The sequence below is a fragment of the Halosegnis longus genome (assembly GCF_009663395.1).
Lineage (GTDB): Archaea > Halobacteriota > Halobacteria > Halobacteriales > Haloarculaceae > Halosegnis > Halosegnis longus.
On sequence record NZ_QKNW01000001.1, the window covers coordinates 726,539 to 743,756 of the forward strand.

Annotated in this window: 23 protein-coding genes; 13 read left to right on the plus strand and 10 right to left on the minus strand. The window is 67.6% G+C overall.

What is annotated here, in order from left to right:
• Position 1 precedes the first annotated feature (1 nt).
• The 3 genes from DM818_RS04040 (at position 2) to DM818_RS04050 (ending at position 2,467) form a co-directional block, all read left to right on the plus strand.
• A complete protein-coding gene (locus DM818_RS04040; protein WP_075937995.1) occupies positions 2-691 on the plus strand; it encodes an SDR family oxidoreductase in 690 nt (229 codons plus the stop codon).
• A 70-nt stretch (positions 692-761) separates the two neighbouring features.
• Entirely contained in the window at positions 762-1,634 is an 873-nt protein-coding gene (locus DM818_RS04045) for a ZIP family metal transporter (protein ID WP_123123789.1), read from the plus strand.
• An 83-nt stretch (positions 1,635-1,717) separates the two neighbouring features.
• Positions 1,718-2,467, plus strand: a complete 750-nt coding sequence (locus tag DM818_RS04050) for a hypothetical protein (protein WP_123123788.1) — start codon at positions 1,718-1,720, stop codon at positions 2,465-2,467.
• Here DM818_RS04050 and DM818_RS04055 read toward each other — a convergent pair.
• The 4 genes from DM818_RS04055 to DM818_RS04070 are packed head-to-tail and all read right to left on the minus strand — an operon-like array spanning position 2,462 to position 5,565.
• Entirely contained in the window at positions 2,462-3,223 is a 762-nt protein-coding gene (locus tag DM818_RS04055; protein ID WP_123123787.1) for a Nif3-like dinuclear metal center hexameric protein, read from the minus strand. The two genes, DM818_RS04050 and DM818_RS04055, sit on opposite strands and share 6 nt — an antisense overlap.
• A 24-nt stretch (positions 3,224-3,247) precedes the next feature.
• Complete coding sequence (locus DM818_RS04060) at positions 3,248-4,060, minus strand: arginase family protein (RefSeq protein WP_123123786.1); 813 nt, start codon at positions 4,058-4,060, stop codon at positions 3,248-3,250.
• Between the two features lie 21 nt (positions 4,061-4,081).
• Positions 4,082-4,459, minus strand: coding sequence for a translation initiation factor IF-5A (locus DM818_RS04065; protein WP_075937990.1), 378 nt, complete (start codon positions 4,457-4,459; stop codon positions 4,082-4,084).
• Between the two features lie 44 nt (positions 4,460-4,503).
• Positions 4,504-5,565, minus strand: coding sequence for an aminotransferase class I/II-fold pyridoxal phosphate-dependent enzyme (locus tag DM818_RS04070; protein ID WP_075937989.1), 1,062 nt, complete (start codon positions 5,563-5,565; stop codon positions 4,504-4,506).
• A gap of 132 nt (positions 5,566-5,697) precedes the next feature.
• Here DM818_RS04070 and DM818_RS04075 point away from each other — a divergent pair, with 132 nt between their 5' ends.
• Genes DM818_RS04075 through cruF form a run of 3 tightly spaced genes read left to right on the plus strand, consistent with a single transcriptional unit; the run spans position 5,698 to position 9,019 of the window.
• A complete protein-coding gene (locus tag DM818_RS04075; protein WP_075937988.1) occupies positions 5,698-7,302 on the plus strand; it encodes a phytoene desaturase family protein in 1,605 nt (534 codons plus the stop codon).
• Positions 7,303-8,166, plus strand: a complete 864-nt coding sequence (locus DM818_RS04080) for a prenyltransferase (protein WP_123123785.1) — start codon at positions 7,303-7,305, stop codon at positions 8,164-8,166.
• Positions 8,159-9,019 (plus strand): bisanhydrobacterioruberin hydratase, encoded by an 861-nt coding sequence (gene cruF / locus DM818_RS04085; protein ID WP_123123784.1) that lies wholly within the window; start codon positions 8,159-8,161, stop codon positions 9,017-9,019. The genes DM818_RS04080 and cruF overlap by 8 nt, the downstream gene beginning before the upstream one ends.
• Here the strand turns inward: cruF and DM818_RS04090 are convergent, their stop codons facing one another.
• On the minus strand, positions 9,020-9,967 hold the full coding sequence (locus tag DM818_RS04090) for a phytoene/squalene synthase family protein (RefSeq protein ID WP_075937985.1): 948 nt from the start codon (positions 9,965-9,967) through the stop codon (positions 9,020-9,022). It lies immediately after the preceding gene.
• 166 nt (positions 9,968-10,133) lie between these two features.
• Between DM818_RS04090 and DM818_RS04095 the strand changes: the two genes are divergently transcribed.
• Positions 10,134-10,520 (plus strand): universal stress protein, encoded by a 387-nt coding sequence (locus DM818_RS04095; protein ID WP_123123783.1) that lies wholly within the window; start codon positions 10,134-10,136, stop codon positions 10,518-10,520.
• On the opposite strand, the gene DM818_RS04100 is transcribed toward DM818_RS04095, so the two are convergent.
• Both DM818_RS04100 and DM818_RS04105 read right to left on the minus strand, forming a co-directional pair.
• Positions 10,517-11,743, minus strand: a complete 1,227-nt coding sequence (locus DM818_RS04100; RefSeq protein ID WP_075937983.1) for an ornithine cyclodeaminase — start codon at positions 11,741-11,743, stop codon at positions 10,517-10,519. The genes DM818_RS04095 and DM818_RS04100 overlap by 4 nt on opposite strands.
• Positions 11,744-11,773: 30 nt before the next feature.
• Positions 11,774-12,190, minus strand: coding sequence for a hypothetical protein (locus DM818_RS04105; RefSeq protein ID WP_233571925.1), 417 nt, complete (start codon positions 12,188-12,190; stop codon positions 11,774-11,776).
• A 78-nt stretch (positions 12,191-12,268) separates the two neighbouring features.
• Between DM818_RS04105 and DM818_RS04110 the strand changes: the two genes are divergently transcribed.
• Positions 12,269-12,931 carry an SOS response-associated peptidase gene (locus DM818_RS04110; protein ID WP_075937982.1) on the plus strand — a complete coding sequence of 221 codons (663 nt, stop codon included), beginning with the start codon at positions 12,269-12,271 and terminating at the stop codon, positions 12,929-12,931.
• Here the strand turns inward: DM818_RS04110 and DM818_RS04115 are convergent.
• Entirely contained in the window at positions 12,928-13,593 is a 666-nt protein-coding gene (locus tag DM818_RS04115; RefSeq protein WP_123123782.1) for a hypothetical protein, read from the minus strand. The two genes, DM818_RS04110 and DM818_RS04115, sit on opposite strands and share 4 nt — an antisense overlap.
• 89 nt (positions 13,594-13,682) lie before the next feature.
• Between DM818_RS04115 and DM818_RS04120 the strand changes: the two genes are divergently transcribed.
• Genes DM818_RS04120 through DM818_RS04130 form a run of 3 tightly spaced genes read left to right on the plus strand, consistent with a single transcriptional unit; the run spans position 13,683 to position 15,103 of the window.
• Positions 13,683-14,393 carry a fumarylacetoacetate hydrolase family protein gene (locus DM818_RS04120; protein WP_123123781.1) on the plus strand — a complete coding sequence of 237 codons (711 nt, stop codon included), beginning with the start codon at positions 13,683-13,685 and terminating at the stop codon, positions 14,391-14,393.
• A 48-nt stretch (positions 14,394-14,441) separates the two neighbouring features.
• Positions 14,442-14,792, plus strand: coding sequence for an ArsR/SmtB family transcription factor (locus DM818_RS04125; protein ID WP_075937979.1), 351 nt, complete (start codon positions 14,442-14,444; stop codon positions 14,790-14,792).
• 8 nt (positions 14,793-14,800) lie between these two features.
• The gene (locus tag DM818_RS04130) at positions 14,801-15,103 is read left to right on the plus strand and encodes a DUF7521 family protein (RefSeq protein ID WP_075937978.1); all 303 of its coding nucleotides are present in this window, start codon (positions 14,801-14,803) and stop codon (positions 15,101-15,103) included.
• Positions 15,104-15,140: 37 nt separating this feature from the next.
• Here the strand turns inward: DM818_RS04130 and DM818_RS04135 are convergent, their stop codons facing one another.
• The gene (locus tag DM818_RS04135; protein WP_075937977.1) at positions 15,141-15,398 is read right to left on the minus strand and encodes a hypothetical protein; all 258 of its coding nucleotides are present in this window, start codon (positions 15,396-15,398) and stop codon (positions 15,141-15,143) included.
• A gap of 90 nt (positions 15,399-15,488) precedes the next feature.
• On the opposite strand from DM818_RS04135, the gene DM818_RS04140 reads away from it, so the two are divergent.
• Positions 15,489-15,707 (plus strand): DUF7543 family protein, encoded by a 219-nt coding sequence (locus tag DM818_RS04140; RefSeq protein ID WP_153952349.1) that lies wholly within the window; start codon positions 15,489-15,491, stop codon positions 15,705-15,707.
• A gap of 45 nt (positions 15,708-15,752) precedes the next feature.
• Positions 15,753-16,784, plus strand: a complete 1,032-nt coding sequence (locus DM818_RS04145; protein WP_153952350.1) for a S66 family peptidase — start codon at positions 15,753-15,755, stop codon at positions 16,782-16,784.
• Here DM818_RS04145 and DM818_RS04150 read toward each other — a convergent pair.
• Positions 16,770-17,180 carry an acyl-CoA thioesterase gene (locus tag DM818_RS04150; protein ID WP_075937974.1) on the minus strand — a complete coding sequence of 137 codons (411 nt, stop codon included), beginning with the start codon at positions 17,178-17,180 and terminating at the stop codon, positions 16,770-16,772. The genes DM818_RS04145 and DM818_RS04150 overlap by 15 nt on opposite strands.
• Positions 17,181-17,218: the final 38 nt, after the last annotated feature.

A 17,218-nucleotide genomic window follows, 5' to 3' on the forward strand; every position in this document is an offset into this window, starting at 1 on the left:
CATGGACACGGTAGTTATCACGGGAGCGAGTCGCGGCATCGGCGCGGCTCTCGCACGCGAGTACGGCACACACGGCGACCGCGTCGTCTGTTGTGCCCGGTCGAAGGACGCGCTCGATGCGGTCGCGAGTGACGTGCGCGAGGCCGGCGGCGAAGCACTCGTCCAGCGGGCGGACGTGCGCGACGAGTACGACATGGAGCGGCTGATGGAGACGGCCGCCCGCGAGGGGGGCGACATCGACACCGTGTTCGCCAACGCCGGCGTCTACCACGGCGCGCCCGGCCAGACGCCACTCGCCGAGGAATCCTACACCGCCTTCGACGAGCACACGCAGGTGAACGGCCGGGGCGTCTTCGCGGCGATACGCGAGGCGCTCCCGCATCTGGCCGACGACGCGCGACTGCTCGTTCCCTCGGGCGGTATCGCCCGCGAGGCCAAGGCCGGCTTCGGCTCGTATGCCGCCTCGAAGGCGTTCGCCGAGGCGCTCGTCCGGCAGTTCGCCGTCGAACTCGACTACCCGACGGCGGTCGTCGACCCCGGACAGGTCTCTTCGGAGCTAACAAACGGGATGCAGGGTCGCGACCCCGAGGACGTGGCTCCGATGTTCCGGTGGGCAGCGACGGAGGCCGACCCCGAGGAGATGGACGGCGCAGTGCTCTCGCTTCGCGACTGGAAATCCGCGACCCGGTAGTCGTTAACAATCGCTCAGTCGACGTTGTGAACCGACGCCCTTATTATTAATATAGGATTCTGAGTTAGTAATGATAGACGAAACTGCGCGGGCACAGACGAGCGGGCGCTCGCTCGTCGGCGTCGGCGCGACGGTGCTGTTGGTCGTGCTGCTCGCGGTGGGGTACAGCGTGGGCGAGCGGAAGGTGCTCGTCGTCTCCGCGGTGGCGTTTCTCGCGATGGCCGGCTTCGCCGTGCCGGGTGCACGCGCCGCGGGCAAGCAGAACGCCCGCCGGCTCGTCTGGGGGTACGGACTGGCCGCCGGCGCGATGGTCACCTCCGCGAGTCTGTTCCTGCTCCCGCAGGCGTTCGCGCTCGGCCAACAGAGCGGCGGCGTGCTCGGGGCGAAGGCCGGCGGGGTCGGCGTCGCCCTCGGACTGCTCGCGGCTTACGGCGGCCACACCATCGGCCACCGGCTCTCGCACGTCGACTCGGCGTTCGACAGCACCGCCGCACAGATTACGGCCCACGCCCTCTCCGCGGGGCTCGTCATCGGGACCATCTACGCCGCGCTCCCGACGGTCGGCTACCTGCTCGGGCTCTCTATCGTCTCGCACAAGGGACCGGCCGGCTACGCCGCGGCGCGGCGGCTCCGCACGGCCGGCAAGCCCGTCTCCGTCCTCCTGCTCCCGGCAGCCGGCGTCGGGTTGACCGCGATTCCCGTCGCCCTGCTCAATCCGACCTTCTCGATGGAGATGAAGGCGGTCCTGTTCGGGTTCGGAGCCGGCGTGTTCCTCCACGTCGCGATGGACTTCCTCCCGCAGTGCGAGACCGGGACCGAGGTCGGCGAGGTCGCACAGCTGTCGGAGAACGCCCACGCGCTGCTCGATAAGCTCCGCGTCCACGCCGTCGCCTCGACCGCGACGGGCGCGCTGGCCGTCGTCGCCGCGTGGCTGCTCATCTGACGTGTACAGACACGGAGAACGGTTACTCAAACGCGGATTTGTGTCTCCAGCCGGCTTATCTGCGAGAGCGGTGTAGCCGGAGTATGAGCGACGGAGACCAGTCGACGCGGCGGAGCCTCTTGCGCGCGACCGGCGTCGCGGCTGCCGTGGGTCTCGCCGGCTGTACCGGCAGCCCGGGCGGCGGCAACGGAAGTGGTGACACCGGTAGAACCGACACGGAGACGCCGACACCGACGGACGCCGAGACGGAGACGCCGACGGACACCGAGACGCCACCACCGGACGACGCAACCGGGCGCGTACACCGCGTCTCAAGCGACGATACCCCCGACCTCGCCGTCGAGCCGGCGGTGACCGTCGTCGATGCGTTCGTCGCGGCCGACGGCCCGGCGGTGCTTCGGGTCGACGTGGACAATCCGAGCGACGAGACCGTGGTCGTCGGAGAGTACCGCGACGTGGTGTTTCAGTACGTGTCGAGCAGCGACTTCACCTACCAGCTGCTCCCCCACTCCGAGCGTTCGACCACGGGCGTCCCCGAGCGCGAGCGACCGCCGTATCCGACCGAGGAGGGAGAGTCGTGTTGGCGGCTCACCGAGCCGCTGGCCCAGACGACGGAGTACGGGACGGTCTCGATTCCGGCCGGCGGCACGCTGACCGCGTTCGTCGGGCTGTACGCCAACCCCGACGCGGGGGCGTGTCTCCCGACCGGCGAGTACCGGTTCGAGGCGACGTACGCGCTCGAAGAGCCTGTCGGCACGTCGAGCGGGACGGCGACCGAGCAGGAGCGAACGACCGCCGAGTGGGGTTTTTCCCTGTCCGTCGAGTCGCTATAGCCCGGTCGGGTGTGAGATGTACGTCGTGTCGAGTCCCCACTCTTCGGCGAGCGACTGGAGCGCCTTCACGCCGAGCGTCTCCGTCGCGTAGTGGCCGGCGAGAAACACCGAGATGCCCGCCTCCTTCGCCTCGTGGTACGCCGGCTGTTTCCCCTCGCCGGTGACGAGCGCGTCGACGCCCGCCGCGCGCGCCTCGTCCAGCCAGTCGGTGCCGCTCCCGGTGAGCACCGCGATGTCCGACAGCTCGTCGGGACCGAAATCGAGCACCTGTACGTCACCAGCGCCCTCCAGCGTCGCGAGTTCCTCACGGAGATCTACCGTCGAGAACGGCGTCTCGGCGCGGCCGCGCTGGCCGGCGTGACCCGGTCCGCTCTCGCCGAACGGTGCGACGATATCGAGTCCGAGTCGGTCACACAGTCGGGCGGCGTTGCCGTACTCGTCGTGGGCGTCGAGGGGTGCGTGGGCGGCGTACAGCGCGATGTCGTTATCGAGCAGGGCTCGGACGCGCTCGTACTCCTTGCCCGTCACGCGGTCGATGCCACCCCACGAGATGCCGTGGTGGACGACGAGCGCGTCCGCGTCGGCGGCGGCCGCCTGTTCGAACGTCTCCACGACCCCGTCGACGGCGAAGGCGACGCGGTCCACGTCTGCGCGTTCCGGGCCGACCTGGAGTCCGTTGACGGCGTAATCCGCGCCGGCCCACTGGTCGACCTGCAGTTCGGTGTCGAGACGGTCGACGAACTCGGAGAGGTGCATACCGGAGCCAGGAGAGCGAGGGTGTTAGGCGCTCGGCTCCGCCGCGTGGGTGAAGACGAACTCCCGGAGCAGTTTGCCCGCGAGCGCGGCCGCCTGCCCGTCGTCGCGGTCGTTCACCTCGACGGTGTCGAAGGCGAGACAGTGGGGCGCGACGGACCGCACCACGTCGCGCATCTCGCGCGACGTAAGCCCGAACGGCTCCGTCGTGCCGGTCCCGGGCGCGAACGCCGGGTCCGCGCCGTCGATATCGACCGAGAGGTACACCTCGCCGTCGAGGTCGGGCGTCCACTCGGCCACGTCCTCGGGCGGGACGACGGTCACGTCTGTTTCGGCGGCGCGTTCGTACTCCTCGGGCGAGCCGGTGCGTGCCCCGACGATGACGGCCTCGTCTGCAACGTCGAGGGCGTGGCGGGTCGCCGTGGCGTGTGACAGCTCGTTGCCGTCGTACTCGGTGCGCAGATCGAGGTGGGCGTCGACGGTGAGGAACACGTCGGGGTCGGCCGCGCGCACGCCGGCGACGGAGACGGTGTGTTCACCGCCGACCAGCAGTGGCGTCACGTCGTCGTCGTGCCACTCCCGGAGGTCGGCCTCCAGGAAGTCGAGATACTCGCCGGCGTCGTCCCACGCGTGGAGGTCGCCGGCGTCGTGGACTGAGTGGTCGGTGAAGAAGGAATTCGTTCGGCGGTCGTAGTCGTCGAAGGTCCGCGCGAACCGGCGGATACGGTCTGGGCCGAACCGCGTCCCCGGCTGGAAGGTGGTCGATACGTCGAGCGGTGCACCGACGACGGCGTACTCCGCGTCGTCGGGTGCGGCGTTCGCGCCCGGAAACTGAGACATGGCCGGGCTTCGACGCGCAGCTTAAACGACCTTGCGCTGGTCTTCGTACTCGAGGAACTCGATTTCGTCGTCGGCCGACACGTCGAGGTCGTCCGGGACGCGCATCGTGAACGTCTCGTAGGTTTCGAGGTCCATCACCTGCATCTCGCCGGAGCTGGTGGAGACGACCTGCCCCTGCTTGCGCGTGATGATGGGAACCCACACCTTCGCGTCGACGGGGTTCGTGAAGTTGCGCTTTTGACCGCCGTCGAAGACGCCCTGCCCCTCGACGCGGGCCTTCGCGCTGCCGTGCTTGCCCGGCTTCGACGTGCTGTAGGCGGTGATGACCGACGGCGTGTCGTTGATCATCACGTAGTTACCTTCCTGCAGTTCGCGGACCTCGGTCTGCTCTCGTGCCATAATCCTGCATTTCCGCCTTGTCGGTATAAACGGTACGATACCCCTCAGGCGCGGCGTTCGAGAAACGCGTCCAGTCGGGCGAGTCCGTCCGCCAACTCCTCGCTCGCCAGCCCGAACCCGATGCGGAATCGACCCGGAACCCCGAAGCCGTCACCCGGGGCGAGCAACACCGACTCCTCGCGGACGAACGCCTCACAGAACTCCCGGCCGGTCTCGAAGCCATCGGGCACGGTCGGGAACCCGTTGACGCCCGTGGGTTCGCGCCACGACATACCGTGGTCGGCGAGGAACGCACCCACGCGCTCGCGGTGATCGCGTGCCTGCGCGCGGTTCTCGGCCAGAATCTCCGCTTCGCGGTCGAGCGCCTGCTTCGCGACGTGTTGGCCGAACGTCGACGGCGAGATGGTGGTGTAGTCCTTCCAGTTGGCGGCCGCGTCGACGACCTCCTCGGGCCCGGCGACCCAGCCGAACCGACAGCCGGCGAGTCCGTGCGCCTTCGTCACCGACGAGGTGGAGATGCCGTACTCGCCAAAGGAGGCGACCGGCGGGAGCGGCTCCTCCGCGAGCAGTCGGTACACCTCATCACACAGCAGGTAGGTGTCGTTGTCGGCGGCGATGTCGTACAGCTCCCGCATCGTCGCCTCGTCGAGATACCGCCCGGTCGGGTTGTTCGGGTTGTTGACGACGAGTACCGCCGTTTCGGGGCGAAGGGCGTCCTGCACGCGGTCGGTGTCGAGGCTCCACGCCGGCGGGTCGAGGTCGACGGTCGTCACCTCGCCGAAGGCGTCGGGAACGGCAGACAGCGACTGATACGTCGGCGTGACGGTGACGGCGTGGTCGCCCATCAGCGCGGCGAACGTCGTGAAGTTGGCCTCCTGTGCGCCACAGGTGAACAGCACCTCGTCGCCCGACCGGCCGTAGCGGGCGGCGACCTGCTCGCGCAGATCGGGGTCGCCGCCGGTCGGAATCACGTAGCCGAGTTCTCCGGGGTCGGTGTCGAACTCCGCGGTCGAACGGGATTCGATGCCCGACTCCGCGAGCATGATGTCGGCGTCGTGTTCGAAGCGGTCGAAGAAACGCTCCAGCTCGAACGGCTCGATGTCCATACCGGACCTTCGGAGCCGGGAGGATAGCCCTGTCGGGGGAGGTGTCGCACGCAGACGGACAGAATTCGACGCCCGCGGTCGGTTCGGGGCGGCCACCGGTGGCTTTTCGACACTGTGGCCCCATCTTCCGGTATGTCACGCTCCGAGTCGATAGCCGTCATCGGGAGCGGCTTCGGCGGCCTCTCGACGGCCTGTTATCTAGCCGACGCCGGCTTCGACGTCACCGTCTACGAACAACACGACCAACTGGGCGGGCGGGCGTCCTCGCTCCAGCGCGACGGCTTCCGCTTCGACATGGGTCCGTCGTGGTATCTGATGCCCGACGTGTTCGAGCGCTTCTTCGACCACTTCGGCCGGGAGCCGGGCGACTACTACGACCTCCAGCGGCTCGACCCCCACTACCGCATCTTCTTCAAGAACGACCAGCGGGCGGCCAGCGACGGCGGGGTTGCAAGCGAAACGGCCCCCGGCTTCGGTGAGGAGGCGGGCGCACGCTACGTCGACATGCTCCCGGACCTCTCGAAGAACGTCGAGACGTTCGAGGCAATCGAGGCGGGCGCGGGCGAGAAGCTGGAGTCGTATCTCGACACCTCCGGCGTCCACTACGAGACGGCGATGGAGCATTTCGTCTACGAGGACCGCCCCCGGCTGCGCGACTGGGTCGACCTCGACGTGATGCGCGCCGCCCCCATCGGCCTCCAGCTGCTCGGCACGATGGACGACTACGTGGCCGACTACTTCGACAATCCGCGGCTCCAGCAGATTATGCAGTACACGCTGGTGTTTTTGGGTGGTTCCCCGAAGAACACGCCGGCACTGTACAACATGATGAGCCACGTCGATTTCAACATGGGCGTCTTCTACCCCGAGGGCGGTGACCCGACCGCGGCGACCCGCGAGCAGATGCACGTCGGCGACGGCGAGGTGTCCGGGCTGGCGGCCGTCGTCGCGTCGCTGGTCGACCTCGGCCGCGACCTCGGCGTCACCTTCGAGACCAACGCCGAGGTGACCGAAATCATCTCCCGCCGCGAGGGCTTCGACGTCGAATTCGCCGACGGCGAGCGCGCGAGCGCTGGGCGTGTCGTCTCCGACGCCGACTACGCCCACACCGAACAGGAACTGCTCCCCGAACACGAGCGGGGCTACGACGCCGACTACTGGGAGTCGCGGACGTACGCGCCCTCGGCGTTTCTCATGTACATGGGCGTCGAAGGTGACATCGACCCCATCGAACACCACACGCTCGTCCTGCCGAACGACTGGGACCCCCACTTCGAGCAGATTTTCGACGAGCCGGCGTGGCCCGACGACCCCGCCTACTACGTCTGTGCCCCCTCACAGACCGACGAGTCGGTCGCACCCGAGGGTCACTCGAACCTGTTCGTGCTCGTCCCCATCGCCCCCGGACTGGAGGACACCGACGAGATCCGCCGAGAGTACCGCGAGACGGTGCTCGATGACCTGAAAGCGAACACGGGCGTCGACCTCCGTGACCGCATCGTCGTCGAAGAGCAGTTCTCCGTCGACGACTTCGCGAGCCGGTACAACTCCATGCAGGGGACCGCACTCGGGATGGCCCACACGCTCCGCCAGACGGCGCTGCTCCGGCCGCCCCACCGCTCGAAGCAGCTCGACGGGCTCTACTTCACGGGGTCGTACACGACACCCGGTATCGGCGTCCCGATGTGTCTGATTTCGGGCGAACACACCGCCGACGCACTCATCGACGACGCCTGAATGAGCAGTCTCGGCATCGTTCCGGGTCGCGACACGCGACTCGGCTATCTGCTCCGCGTCTCGCGGCCCCGGTTCTGGCTGTATCTGGCCGGCCCGGTCGTCGTCGGCGTCGCCTACGCCGCACAGACGCGGGGCGAGCTATTCGCGCCCGTCGCCGTCGCGCTGTTCGTCTACTTCCTGCTCCCGGCGAACGTCTTCCTCTACGGCGTCAACGACATCTTCGACCGCGACGTGGACGCCGCGAACCCGAAGAAAGCGGAACAGGAGGTGCGCTATCGCGGGGACGCGACGGTTCCGGTAGCTGTCGCCGTGACCGGGCTTGCGGGGCTGGCCTTCCTCCCACTCCTGCCGACTGCGGGCGCGGTCGCGATGGTTGCCTTCCTCGTACTGGGTGCGGAGTACTCGGCTCCGCCGCTGCGATTCAAGACCCACCCCGGTCTCGACTCGCTGTCGAACGGGCTGTACGTCCTGCCGGGCGTGGTCGCGTACGCCGCCCTCGCCGGGGAAGCCCCGCCGCTGCTCGCGCTCGCCGGCGGCTGGCTGTGGGCGATGGCGATGCACACCTTCTCGGCGATTCCGGACATCGAACCGGACCGCGCGACCGGCATCGAGACGACCGCAACCCGACTCGGGGAGTCCCGGACCTACGCCTACTGCGCGGCGCTGTGGCTCGGGGCGGCCGTCGCGTTCGCTCTTCTCCACCCGTTCTTGGGTGCGGTGTTCGCCTTCTATCCCGTCTTCGTCGCGGGCATCGCGCTCTCCGACGTGCGCGTCGACCGCGCCTACTGGTGGTTCCCCGCGGTGAACACCGTCGCCGGCGCGCTGCTCACGAACGCCGCACTCTGGGTGCTCATCTATGGCTGACCGGGCACGGATTGAGCGCCGGCTGAACGACCTCGTCTCGGAGAATCGGTTTACCATCGCCGTCTTCTTCCCGCTCGTCGGCGCGGTGATGCTGCTCGCGAGCGCCGAGCGGGTCCTCATTCCGGACCCGCTCGTCTTCCATCCGCTGCTCGTCATCTTCGGGACGGCCGTGATGCGGCTCCCGCTCATCGTCGGCTTGCTCCCGCTCGTGGGGCGGCGCGCCGCCGGAGCAATCGGGCTGCTCACGCTGTACGCCTACGCCATCGAGTATATCGGCACGACCACCGGTCTGCCGTACGGCGTCTTCGAGTACGGCATCGACCTCGGGCCGATGCTGCTGGGGAAGGTGCCGTTCGGCCTCCCCATCTTCTTTCTCCCGCTGGTGGCGAACGCGTATCTGCTCTGTCTGCTCCTGCTCGGCGAGCGAGCGCGGGCCGCACTCGTGCGCGTGCCGGCCGTCATCGCGACGGTGTTGCTGATGGACCTCGTGCTCGACCCCGGTGCCGTCGCCATCGGCTTCTGGGAATACGACCTCACGGCGACGCCGCTCGCGGTGTGGCCGTACAATTCGGGGGTTGCCTTCTACGGCGTTCCGCTGTCGAACTACGCGGGGTGGGTGGTGTCCGCGACGGTGGCGGTCGTCACCCTGGACGCGGCGTTCGAGTGGATCGACCTCCGGGCGCGTCTCGATTCGTGTGCGTTCATGCTCGATGACCTCGTCTCCTTCGTCCTGCTGTGGGGCGTCATCAACGCCGTCTACGCCCAGTGGGCTCCGGTTGCGTTGGCGGCGCTGCTCGGGGTTGGACTCTGGTACACGGACAGATTCGACGTGCCGGCCCCGCCGTGGCTCTGATTACTGAGTCGGCGACGGCGAGACGCCTTCCCCGCGGGTCCGGGTCTCGGCGTTCGGCACGGAGGACACCTTCGCGAACACCGCCTCGGGGTCTTTGTTCCAGATCCAGTGCCAGCGGGCACGCGCCAGCAGCGAAATCTTGCGGGGCTTGGAGATGCTCGGCGTCGCGGTGAGCGTGTCGTAGTCGCGCTCGCGGATGAGCCGGTGGTGGTCGGCATAGAGGATGGCCGACACGAGAATGGCGAACTGACAGTCGCGGGGGAGATAGGCGATGCCCTTGATTCCCTCCGCGTAGAGCTTCTCCGTCCGGTTCAGTTCCGCCTCCATCGCCTTCCGGAACGCCGGGGTCGGCTCCTTGTTCCGAATGTCCTCGACGCCGGAGCCGAACCGCTCGAGCGTGTCGATCGGGAGATACACGCGGTCGAGCTCGTCGATGTCTTCGCCCACGTCCCGCAGGAAGTTCGTCATCTGGAACGCCTCGCCCAGTTTGCGAGCGTGCGGAAGCGCGAGCGACACGTCGTCCGGCTCCATCACGTAGCTCATCATGACGCCGACCGCGGCCGCGGAGCCGCGCATGTAGCCGCGCACCTCCTCGAACGTCTGGTAGCGGTTCTTGTCGATGTCGGCGATCATCGCGTCGATGAACGTGTGAATCTCCTCGTCGGGAATCCCGTACGCCTCGCGCATCTCCGAGAACGCCGTCAACACCGGGTCGTCGCTGTCGCCGCCGAGGGCGGCCTCGCGAATCTCCTCCAGTTCGGCCCGCTGGTCGGCCGGCGAGGCGTCGCCGGCGTCGTCCACGACCTCGTCCGCGACACGGAAAAACGCGTACAGCACGTAGGTTGCCTCCCGAACTCGCGTCGGTAGCACGCGGGTAGCATACCAGAAGGTCTTACCCGTCGTCTTGTGAATCGATTTGCTCTCGGCGAGCTGGGAATCGTCAACCATTCGTTGTGTGACCTACGGACTCATTTGGCTTATAGCTTCCTCGATTCTGGCCCCTCACAGCCAACGTATCCCGGTTTCGTCGGTTCACAGACCACGCATTCGGAGACGACCGCGGCCGCGCGGGGGAGATGGCTTTTTAGTATCGCGCCGTGTGACCTGTGCTCGTATGACAACGTTCCTGGCAGGGGTCGACAGCGAAGAGACAGCAGAGCATCTGCTCGCGTATCTCCGCGAGCGAATCGACGACGGCGACACCGTCTACGCGGTGAACTCACAGCGGGGCGGCGACGACACCAGCGACGACGAAATCGCCGCCGGCAAGAGCGCCCTCGAACCGCTGGAGGAGCATGTCGGTGCCGAGGGCCACCAGCTCGTCCGCGGCAACAGCCCACAGGAGGATATGATCCAGTTCGCTCGCGACCACGACGTGGACGAACTCGTCATCGCGATTCGGAAGCGCTCGCCGACGGGGAAGATGCTGTTCGGCTCGACGGCACAGGACCTCCTCCTTGAGACGGACCGCCCGGTGGTGACCGTCCCCCGACAGCGCTAGTCGAGGAGATTCTCGGCCAGCGTCGGGACGAACGTCCCGATGTCCGTCACCATTCCGACCGCCTGTGCGCTCCCGCGGTCGAGCAGTTGGGTGACGGTCGCCGGGTTGATGTCGACACAGACCACCTTCGTCGTGGAGGGGAGACAGTTGCCGACCGCGACCGAGTGGAGCAGCGTCGACAGCATGAGCACCATGTCGGCGTCGTGGGCCTGCTCGCGAATCGCGTTCTGTGCCTCCACGGCGTCCGTAATCGTGTCCGGCAGCGGCCCGTCGTCGCGAATCGACCCCGCCAACACGTAGGGTACGTCCTGCTGGTGACACTGGTACATGATGCCCGACTCGACGAGTCCCGACTCGACGGCCTCCTCGATGCCGCCCGCGCGGATAATCTCGGAAATCGTGTAGATGTGGTGTTTGTGGCCCTTGCGCGCGTGGTCTGCGGTGTCGGTGTTCACGCCGAGCGAGGTGCCGAACAGGTCGCGTTCGAGGTCGTGGACGGCGAAGCCGTTGCCCGCCGAGATGGCGTCGACGTACCCTTCGCGAACGAGTCGCGCGAGCGCCTCGCGCGCGCCGGTGTGGATGAGCGCCGGGCCAGCCACGACGAGGACGTTGCCGCCCTCGCGTTTCGTCTCCGCGACCGCCTCGGCCACCTGTCGAATCGTCGTCTCGGAGGGGCGCTCCGAGGAGACGCCACCCTGCATGAAGCCGAAGGCGCCGCTGCGGTCGCGGGGGCGTTCGGGCGGCTGAACCCGGATGCCGCCCTCGCCGGTGACGATGCGGTCGCCCTCCTCCACGGCGTTGAGCACCTTCGTGTAGGCGCGCGCGCCGTCGTCGGTCTCCTCAACGACGACCGCACAGTCCATCTCCATGCGCTCGACCTCGACCCACTCGTCCTCGTAGCGAATCTGTGTCGGGTGGTTCGTCGTGGAGTAAAAGCCCTCGGGGACCACCTGGTCGTCGGGGGCGGACGTGAGGGTAGCGTTGGCGGGGTCGGCCGGGTTGGCTCCGTTCTGGTGGAGTTCGTGGAGAATCGAGTGGAGCGTCTCGTGGTCGTCTGCCATCACCCGCATCCGGGCGTACGACGGCTGGTCCTTCTGGCGACCGATGTCGAACTCCTCGACGTCGAAGTCGCCGCCCAAGTCCATCACGATGGAGAAGGCGGACTGCATCATCCCCGAGTCGATGATGTGGCCCTCCAACTCGACGACGCGTGAAACTGTCATACCACATCCAGTGTGCGGGGGGTCAAGTCACTACTGCTCGCGGCGCACGTCGAGCGCACCGACCCGGTCGGCGAGTCGGTCGTGAAACGCCTCGACGCCCGCGGGACTCGTCGCCGACCGGACGTGGAGTTCGACGCGCTCGTCGCGCACGCCGAGCCGGAAGGTGTCGTCGGTGTCGTCGTCGTGGACCAGAAACAGGGGCATCGGCAGGTCGAACCAGTCGCCGTAGCGGTACGGGCCCGCATCCAGCAGCTCCTCCACCTGCTCGGCCAGCCCGTCCGGGCGGCGGGGCAGGAAGACGAACACCGTCCCGCCCTCGTACTCCATCCCGCGGGCCCGCGAGTGGCTCCGCTCCGGGTGGGTGATATCGAACTGCGACCCCGTCGACGGCTCGCGCTGCTCGTCGCGCAACGCGTTTGCCGTCGTGAACTCGGGGTCGTCGTCCACACCGTCGGTAGTGTGTAATCGGATATAAGTCTCGGGCCGCCGCGGGGGATTTTTCACTGCTGTGGCCCTCTGTGCGGTATGTGCGGGCGCTACAGCATCTATCTGCCAGCCGACGACATCGAATCCCGGTTCGGCGTCGACGTCGGTGACGACTACGAGCCACACTACAACGCCGCGCCGGGCCAGCGGCTCCCCGTCGTCACCAACCACGACCCCGACGAGCTGACCCACCACGAGTGGGGGTTCCAGCCGTCGTGGGCCGACTCGCGCATCATCAACGCGCGCTCGGAGACGCTGGGCGAGAAGTTCGCCGAGGCGACAGACCGACGGCGCTGTCTCGTCCTCGCTGACGGCTACTACGAGTGGGCGGACCTCGGCGACGGGAAACGCCCCTACCGCATCACGCGCAGCGACGAGGAGCCGTTCGCGATGGCCGGCATCTGGGAGCCGTACGAGCCGGAAACGACACAGACCGGGCTCGACGCGTTCGGCGCGGGCGGCGAGGGGACCGACGAGCCGGAAGCTCGCTTCTCGATACTGACGACCGAGGCGAACGCCTTCCAGTCGACGTACCACCACCGGATGCCCGTCGTGCTCGACGCCGCTGAGGAACGGGCGTGGCTCGCCGAGGCCGACGAGTCGCTGCTCGCTCCGTACGACGGCGACCTCGACGCCTACCCGGTCTCCGAGCGCGTCAACAGTCCGGCGAACGACGACCCCGAGCTGGTCGAGCGAGTCTAGTCCTCGCGGACGGACAGCCCCTCCAGTTCGGCCGCAATACTGGGTGACTCCTCGTCTTCGAGTCCCGACTGCACCGCGCGGACGAGCGCCTCCACGTCGTCGGGGTCCACGTCGACGGAGAGTTCGAGCCCCACGGTGAGCGCCGCGCGCTCGCGCTCGACGGACCGGGTCTCCACCTCGCCGGGGAGATACAGGCCGTCGTCTGTGCGGTCGAGCACCCCGGCCCACACGAGGACGTCCAGCAGCGTGCGACAGCCGATGCGTTCGCGGCTGGTGTCGAGGTCAGCGCCGGTCACGTCGGCCACGCGCGCGAGCAGGTCGTCTTCCGGCATCGCGCCACCACGGAGGATATCGCGCAGGCGGCTGCTGGGCGGCCACGCAGAGAGGATGGTGTACGCGCGGCTCTTGGCCTCCGGCTCGTCGTCGCTCGCGAGCGCGGCCGCGAAGGCGGCTCCGCGGCTCGTGAGCTGGTGGTCCTGACCCTCGGCGTCGAGGATACCGACGGCTTCCAGAAACGGCGTCTGCCGGCTCGTCGCGTCGCTGTAGCCGGCCTGTTCGGCCGCGGCGGCGGTGTTGACGGGCTGGTCGTCGCCGCCGGCGCGGTACCAGCCGACGATGATAGCAAACAGCGTGTCGCGGGCGATTCCCTTCGGAACGGTCATACGCGACAGTTGCCGGCGCGAAAAATAAAACCGCACGCGTCGCTCGCGGGAACCACCAGCCGTTTACACCCGGGCGTCCGACGGCCGCTATGACGAAGTACGCACGCGTCACCACCGACGACGGAGTTCAGACCGGCGAGTACGACGACGGGGTCGTGACCACCGACGATGGTGAGTACGTGGTCGGCGAGGACGCCGACCTGCTCGCGCCGTGTGAGCCGTCGGCGTTCTACTGTGTCGGGCGCAACTACGGCGAGAAGGTCGAACAGATGGGGTACGACGTGCCCGAGAAGCCGGACTTCTTCATCAAGGGACCCACCTCGCTGCTCGGGCCGGGCGAGGATATCGAGTATCCGTCGTTCACGGAGGAGCTCACCTACGCCGGCGAACTGGCGGCCGTCATCGGCGAGCGGTGTCACGACATCGACGAGACGCAGGTGGACGACGCGGTGTGGGGGTACACCATCATGAACGACCTCGACGCCTTGGATCAAGAGCGCCGGACGGCGCGCAAGGCGTTCGACGGCTCCGCGCCGCTCGGTCCCGTCGTCGCCGATATCGACCCCGTCGGTCTCGACATCGAGACGTACGTCGGCGGCGAGCTCCGGCAGGACGACAACACCGAGAACATGTTCATCAAGCCGCGGGAGGTCATCAGCTTCCTCTCCGAGCGGTTCACGTTCCAGCCGGGCGACGTGATTTCCTTCGGCAGCCCGGCCAATCCGGGGCTGGTGGAGCCGGGCGAGACGGTCGAGATAACGTACGAGGGAATCGGAACGCTGTCGAACACCGTCGTCTGACGGCGCCATCTGACCACCTTTTTTGATACCTGGCCGTGGGGCTGTACTGTGGACGAAGCCAGCTCCGTGGAGGGTCTACTCGACGCGCTCGGCGACGAGCGGGCGCGCGACCTCCTGGAGGCGGCTGCCGTCGAGCCACAGTCGGCAAAGCAGCTCGCCGAACGCTGTGGGATGTCGCTTCCGACGGTGTACCGCCGGCTGGAGCTGCTGGAAGAACACGCGCTCATCACCGAACGTACCGAGGTCGCCGAGGACGGCAACCACTACAAGGTCTACGAGTGCAACTTCGAGTCGACCGTCATCACCCTCGACGAGGACGGCTACGACGTGACGGTGTACCGACGCGACAACGCCCCGAGCAAGTTCTCGCAGCTGTGGGACGAGCTCGCCGGAGAGTGATACAACGAATGGCCACCATTACCCCCGCCGGAATCGTACTGCTACTGCTTCGACTCGTCCTGCTCGGGTTCTCGCTCGGACTGACGCTCATCAGCTTCAGGGCCTACCGCGACAACCGGACGGAGCGGCTCAAATACGCGTTCGTCGGCTTCGCGTCGATCAGCACGGGCGTCGCGGTGACGAGTCTCACGACGCAGCTCCTGTTTGCGGCACGCGACCCGACGACCGGCCTGTTCGTCGGACTCCAGGTCGCCGGCGCGGCGCTGTTTTGTGTCGGCTTCGGCGCGCTCTACTACTCGCTGTACAGCTAACGTTCAAAACCGCGCTCGCTGCCCGACGAAGAGAGTGTTACTTGCGCGATGCGACGACGACGATGGGGCCGACAAACAGCAGGGCGATACCGAGGAATCGAAACTGGATGGGGGCGAGACTGCTCGGCGTGACGAGGAAGATGAAGCCGAACACGATGATGTTGATGCCAACGGCCTTGACAGATTTCAGCGGGGCGAGCCCGAGAGTCGACGCGATGAACAGTGCCAGAAGAATCTGCCCGGCGTTGTATTGGAGCAGAAAGTTGTCGACGATCTGCAGCGAAGCGGCGAGCATCCTTGTATCATCTCGCGCCGTGGTTTTCTTAACGCTTCCGTTCGCCGCGACGCCCCACACGGTTTAGCCGCCGGCTCGCGACGACGCGGTATGGAGTGGGAACAGACGACCGACACCGACACGAAGCTCGTGTGGGAACGCGGCGACGCGACGGCCGAAATCGTCGCTCGCAAAACCGCCGGCGGCGAGTGGGCCGTCCACTACGACCGACTCATCCAAGCGCCCGAAGGCGAGACGTACAGACACGAAACCGTCCCCGACCGCGAGCACGCGACCGAACTGGCCGCCGAGTGGCAAGCGAGCGAGTAACACACCACCAGAACGGTTTCCTCCCCGTCGCGTCCACCAGCCGACATGGAGACGCCACCGCCGCTGGAGCCGGGCAGTACCGTCGCGGTCTGTCGCCCCGCAACCGTCCCCGTCGCCGGCGGCTACCCCGACCACCTCGTCGAGTTGGGCTTCGACCGGCTGCGCTCGTTCGACCTCGACCCCGTCGCGCTCGACAGCCTCTCCGCCGACAAACAGGAGCTGTACGACCACCCCGAGCGGCGGGCCCGGGAGCTGGAGCGGGCCTTCCGTGACCCCGACATCGACGGCGTCATCGCGGCCATCGGCGGCGACGACCAGATTCGCATCCTGAAACACCTCGACCCGGGCGCGATTGCGGAGAATCCGACCCGGTTCTACGGGACGAGCGACAACACCTCCTTCGCGGCGTTCTGTCGGGCACAGGGGCTCGTCAGCTTCTACGGCGGGACGCTGTTCACCGACGTCTGCGAGCCGGGGGGACTCAACGACTACACCCGCGAGTATCTGGAGCGAGCGTTCTTCGACGACTCGCTGGGCGAACTTCGGGAAGCCGACCGGTTCAGCGACGAGGACTTAGATTGGCACGACCCCGCGAACCTCGAGCAGAGTCCGGCGTACGAGTCGAGCGACGGCCGCCGGTGGCACGGCTCCGACAAGGTCGAGGGCCGGACGTGGGGCGGCTGTCTGGAGGTGCTCGCGACGCATCTCATGGCCGACAGCTACGTCCCGGAGGAGACGGCCGGGAGCGTCCTGTTGCTCGAAACCTCCGAGGAGCTACCCGCGGCGAGCGTCGTCCGCCGCGTCCTCAGGGGACTGGGCGAGCGGGGCGCACTCGATGCCGGTGCGGTGCTCGTCGGTCGTGCGAAGGCGCGCGGCTTCGGCGACGAGCGCACGCCCGAGGAACGCACGGCGTACCGGGAGCGACAGCGCGAGGCGGTCGTCGAGACGGTCCGCGAGTACGGGGACGCGGTCGTCGTCACGGACGTGGAGTTCGGCCACGCGCGGCCGACGGCCCCGATTCCAATCGGTGGCCGGTGTGTGGTCGACCCGGCGACGGAGACGCTACGGTTCGAGTGACTCGAAGTCGGTGATGGTTTCGCGCCACTCGTCGGGCAGCGGCTTCGCCGTCCCCGCCTCGCGGTCGACGTGGACCATCGTCGTCGACCCCGTCGCGGCGCGCTCGCCGTCGGCGTGAATCGCGTACTCCATCGGAATGCTGCTCCTCCCGAGTTCGGGGACGCGCGCGCCGACGACGACCTCGCCGGCCTCGAGCGTGACGGCGCGCTCGAACTCGACGTTCAGGTCGGCGATGACCATCCCGACGGAGTTGAGCGGATTGTTCACCACGTCGCGGAAGTACGCCGACCGCGCCTGTTCGAGGAACGTCGCGTAGACGGCGTTGTTGACGTGGTTCATCTGGTCGATGTCGCGCAAGCGGAGCGGAATCGTCTCGGTGAAACGGTAGCCGTCCATACCGGGTTCCTGGGGCGAGCGGGGTCGTCACTTTCGGT